Annotated in this window: 4 protein-coding genes; 3 read left to right on the top strand and 1 reads right to left on the bottom strand. The window is 66.9% G+C overall.

The window, feature by feature from the left end; all coding sequences use genetic code 11:
- From AAF184_24705 to AAF184_24695, 3 genes are all read left to right on the top strand, one after another.
- Positions 1–421, top strand: a 421-nt coding sequence (locus AAF184_24705; GenBank protein ID MEO0425558.1) for a DUF5655 domain-containing protein, incomplete at its 5' end; no start/stop codon positions are given.
- A gap of 87 nt (positions 422–508) precedes the next feature.
- A complete protein-coding gene (locus AAF184_24700) occupies positions 509–1,621 on the top strand; it encodes a hypothetical protein (GenBank protein ID MEO0425557.1) in 1,113 nt (370 codons plus the stop codon).
- A 65-nt stretch (positions 1,622–1,686) separates the two neighbouring features.
- Positions 1,687–4,092, top strand: coding sequence for a serine/threonine-protein kinase (locus AAF184_24695; GenBank protein MEO0425556.1), 2,406 nt, complete (start codon positions 1,687–1,689; stop codon positions 4,090–4,092).
- Here the strand turns inward: AAF184_24695 and AAF184_24690 are convergent.
- On the bottom strand, positions 4,068–4,661 hold the full coding sequence (locus tag AAF184_24690) for a DUF3611 family protein (GenBank protein ID MEO0425555.1): 594 nt from the start codon (positions 4,659–4,661) through the stop codon (positions 4,068–4,070). The genes AAF184_24695 and AAF184_24690 overlap by 25 nt on opposite strands.
- Positions 4,662–4,950: the final 289 nt, after the last annotated feature.

Here is a 4,950-nt window from a genome sequence, read left to right as displayed (position 1 = left end):
TGAGCACGGCGTGACCCACGGCTTCGCCAACCTCATCGCACACAAGGCCCTGGCCGCACCGGCCGCCGGCGGGGAGGGCGACCTCGTGGATGCGCAGTACGCCGGGCCGAAGGCTGGGCTGAGGCCGATCCTCGAGGCGATCCTGAGTGCCGTCGGCGAGTTCGGTGGGGATGTGGAGATCGCGCCGAAGAAGACCGCGGTCAGCTTGCGTCGGGCCAAGCAGTTCGCGTTGGTTCAGCCGTCGACGAAGACCCGCGTGGATGTCGGCGTGCAGCTCCCCGGCGTGAAGCCGACGGCGCGCCTGGAGGCCTCGGGGAGCTTCAGTGGGATGGTGAGCCATCGGGTGCGCGTCGCCAGCGTGGACGAGGTGGATGCGGCCCTCGTCGGGTGGTTGCGCGAGGCCTACGACCGAGCCGGATAGGCCTTCGCGGGAGGCACGCGGTCGCTTTGGCGCGCGTGCCTCCGTAGACTGCGAGCGCGATGTGTAGCCTCAAAATGCTCTCGTAGGGTGGTCAGCCTGCTGAACGGCCTGCGCCAGCCCGTCATCCTGTTGGGGGCTGGGTTCTTCTCCCTGTTGTGGAGCATCACGCCGATCGCTCGCAGGGGTGAGCGCTATTTCCGCGTCCCCGAGAAACTGCCGACCATTCTCTCCACGATCGAGCTGCGATCGTTGATCTTCGATCTGGTCGGCCTCTGGTTGGCGGTGGTACTGCTCGGCGCGCTTATCCGCTATCCCTACGTGCTGGCAGCGTCCGCGGCGGAGGGGGCGCCGGAGCCGCCGTCCGTCGAGATCGGGCACTTCAACCTCGCGATGGCACCTCCCTACCTGCTGCACGCCTCGCTGCTGATCGCCCTCGCCTGGTGGCTTCGTGTGGATCTCGGTTTGTCGGGCGTCATGGTGGCCGGGATCATGGCCGGCGTAGCGCCCGCCACGATCGGCCTGATGGGGGCGACCGGCTCGCTGTTCTCAGCGATCAACCCGCTCGCCATCGCCCAGTTGGTGTTGACCCTTGGGATCTCGTACGGGGCAGTGATGGCGATTACCGTGGGGCTCTACGGGCTCACCGCGCTGGCGGATCACTGGCTAGCGATTCCGTTGGTCTCGCGCTTCTTGCTCATGTACATGCTCCTCGCGGTGTTCGACCTCAGCGGTCGCGTGCTGCATCTGCATCGGCGGGAGCTTCCCTTCGCGGTGAGCACCTACGTGGATCGCCGCGAAATCGCAGATCGCGTCTACGAGCAGCACGATTGGGACGAGGAGCTCGACCGTATCTACCGCCTCGTACGCCAGGGCGAACTCTCCTCGGGGCTGGCGGCGATGGGGCGGTTGGTCGCGGCGGACGGCTATCGGCTCGAAGGCTACGAACTGCTCTTCGAGCGGGTGCGTGGGTGGCATCTGCCCGACGTCATGCTGGCCTACTCGCACACCTTCATCGATCGCCTCGTGCTGGTAGGTCAGTTGCAGAGGGCCATGGAGGTGACCGAAGCTTGCCTGCGCCACGATCCAGGCTTCCGTCCCGCGCCGGACGCGCTGGCAGCGATCGTCGATCATGCGCGCAGCGTCGGCCATGAGCAGACAGCCGAGCTGCTGACGATGGCGATCGACCGTCCGCCCCCCTGACCCACACCCTAAGAGGCTCGATCGGCCATACTCCGCGTATCCGCAGGACGGTCACGGAGGGCCCTATGACCCCGGAGCAATGGGAGCACGTCTGTACCCTGTTCGAGGCTGCCATCCCGTTGCCGCAGGAGGAGCGCGACGCGTTCGTGGCGAGCCTCGTCGAGGAGCCAGATCCGGTCCGTCGGGAGCTGCAGGGATTGCTGGCCGAGCACGACGACGGAGCACCGTCGATTCTGGCCACCCAGCTCGGCGAGGCCGCCGGCGACTGGGCGGCGGCGGAAGCCAACGCCGAGCGCTTGACGCCGATAGGCCCCTACCAGCCGGAACGCGTGCTGGGGCGCGGTGGCATGGGCGTGGTGTATCTGGCGTCTCGGGCCGACGGGCAATTCGATCAGCGCGTGGCGCTCAAGCTCGTCAAGCAAGGACTCGATAGCGAGGCCACCCGTCGGCGCTTCCTCTTCGAGCGCCAGGTACTCGCTCGGCTGCAGCATCCCGGCATCGCGCGTCTGCTCGACGGTGGCGTGAGCGAGGACGGGCAGGCGTACTTCGCGATGGAGTACGTGGAGGGCGAGAGCCTGTTCACCTACGTGGAGCGCCACGGCCTCTCCCTCGAGGCTCGCCTGCGACTGTTCGTGCAAGTGTGCGATGCGGTGGAGTACGCGCACCGTAACCTCATCGTCCATCGTGACCTCAAGCCCGGCAACATCCTGGTGACCGAGGACGGCGAGCCGCGCCTGCTCGACTTCGGCATCGCGAAGTGGCTGGAGGAGGGCGACGGGGCTAACGAGCGCGCGCCCGTCACCCAGACCAGTATGGCCCTGCTTACGCCTGAGTACGGTGCGCCCGAGCAGCTCATGCACGAGCCGATCACGGCGGCGACGGACGTCTACGCGCTCGGCGGCATCCTGTTCGAGCTGCTGACGGGGCGTCGTCCCTACGACCTTGGCCGGCGCTCGCCGGTGGAGATCTACGAGGCGGTCCTGCGTGAGCAACCGGTGCGGCCCTCCACGGCGCTCGTCACGGGCCCCGAGTCCTCGCCTAAGATTGCGTTGAGTCAGCGGCTGCATCGTCAGCTTCAGGGCGATCTCGATGTGATCACCCTGAAGTGTCTGGCCAAGACGCCCGAGCGCCGCTACCGATCCGCGGGTGCCCTGGCCGATGACCTTCGCCGGCACCTGGCAGGGCAACCTATCAGTGCGCGCGCGGACAGCGCGACCTATCTGTTCGGTCGCTTTCTCAAGCGCTACCGCCTGGCCGTCGGCGCCGCCGTGCTCGTCCTGACCTCATTGATCGGTGGCCTCGGGGTGGCGGCGTGGCAGGGGCAGGTGGCGGCCCGCGAGTCCCGGCGGGCATCCTCCGTGTCGACCTTCGTGGTGGAGATGCTGGCGGCGGTGAGTCCCGACCAGGCGCAGGGCCGCGACGTCACGGTGCGTGAAGTGCTGGATCAGGCGGTGGCCAGCCTGGACGATCCGACCAGCGAGCTGTCCGCAGAGCCGGCCGTGGAGGCGGCGATCCGCGCCACGATCGGCAATACCTACCGCGAGCTGGCTTACTACGACGAAGCGCTCTCCCAGCTACAGCAATCGTTCGCCATCAATGAGTCGATCCTCGGTGAGCGTCATGAGGAGACCGTGCGCAGGCTCAGCGATATCGGCGCGACGCACTTCGTTCAGGCACAAATCGACGAAGCGGAAGGGTACTACCTGCAGGCGTTGTCGCGTGCTCGCGCGCGTTGGGGAGAGCGCCACGAGCTGACGCAGCACATCGTCTCCCAAATGGCGGGCGTGCATTTTCGACGCGGCGAGTACGGTCTTGCGGAGGAGCAGCTTCGACTCAACGTTGAGATGCGGCGCGAGCTGCTAGGGCCGAACCACGGTGACACGCTCACCTCGCAGGCCAATCTTGCGGCCAGCTTGAGTGTGCAGGATCGCTGGGAAGAGTCCATGCCCTTGTTGGAAGACGTGGTCGCCCGACAGACGAGAGTGCTGGGTGAAGGTGCCCGCGCCACCTTGGTTGCCCGAGGCAACCTCGCCGATGCCTACAACAACTTGGATCGCATGGAGGAGGCCGTAAGCCACGCACAGGCGGTGGTCAGCATACGCGAGCGGGTGCTCGGCGAGGATCACCCGGAGGTGATCGAGTCGCGTCTTCGCCTGGCGGCTATCCTCAAGGACGCCTTCGATTACGATCGCTCGGCTGCCGAGTTTGCACGGGCACTTAGCCGCGCGGATGAGATTTTGGGGGAGCAGCACTTCGTGGTGCTGATCGCACGCGGCAACTACGGCTCGCTGCTCGCCAGTCAGGGGCGTCTTACCGCCGCCGATGAAGAATTCACCCGCTCGATCAACGGCCTTACGCAAGTGCTGGGTGAGGAGCATCCGACGACCGTGGACATGAGGCGCCTACGCCGGGTGTCGCTCGAGGCGCCACCGCCGGTGGAGTCGGATCAGCCGTCTGAGGCGCGGCCGTGACCCGTCGTACGGAAGAGTAGTAGGAGGGTCATGGCGATGATCGCCATTTCGGCGGTGAGCACGATGAGCGAACCCATCAGCGCAGCGCCATCGAAGGCGGACACTGTGGCGCCCGGAGCGGCGTTGTTCGCCATTGCCGCGCCCACCTGGGGCGCCGCCAGGAGCGAGAGCAGCAGTCGCCCCACGGCGAGGTAGAGCAGCAGCAGGGAAAGCCCGATGCCGACCACGCTCGCCCACAGGCCCACCCAGAGGGTGCTCACCACCTTGTCGTAGTCCGGGAAGTTTTTCGGGTCGATCATGCCGCGGCCGAGCTGGGCGTAGCGGAAGAACCAAACCGTGGTGAAGCACATGACGAGCAAGCCCGCCACCACCAGCACACCTCGCAGGCCTACACCCTCCGCGGCGCGGTCGCCGGAGAGCAGGAAGATGCCCATGAAGGCGGCGTCGGCACCGATGATCAGCACCTGCGTCCACACCCCTAGCCAACCTAATCGTACGAATAGGCTCGGCAGGCCGTCGGCGATGTTGGGGGGCCAGAGTGGGGCGATGGGGCGGTCGACGGCGGCCATGGAGCGCGTTCCTCGGGGTGACTACGGGGACGATTATCGCATGGCAACAATCGGCTGCCCGGCGCCGCTGGGCGAGTGGGGGCAAGATTCGCCGCGCGGTGGGTGACTCGTTTGTCGCCCGTTGGCACGTGTGCCCACGGATGGGGTCCCGCTGAGCGGCCGGCGAAGCCTGGTATCAGTTGAGCAGTGGGGCGACCTTCAGATCGGTTGCTCGGCGCGCAGGCGCAGCCAGCCGCGAACCACCCGGTAGATCACCCAAATGGTCAGGGCCGCGTAGATCAGCCAAGCG

The organism is Pseudomonadota bacterium (genome assembly GCA_039815145.1).
Classification (GTDB): Bacteria; Pseudomonadota; Gammaproteobacteria; order Steroidobacterales; family JBCBZW01; genus JBCBZW01.
Note: the sequence above shows the minus strand (reverse complement) of the source record. Positions and strands in the feature narration are given on the sequence as shown.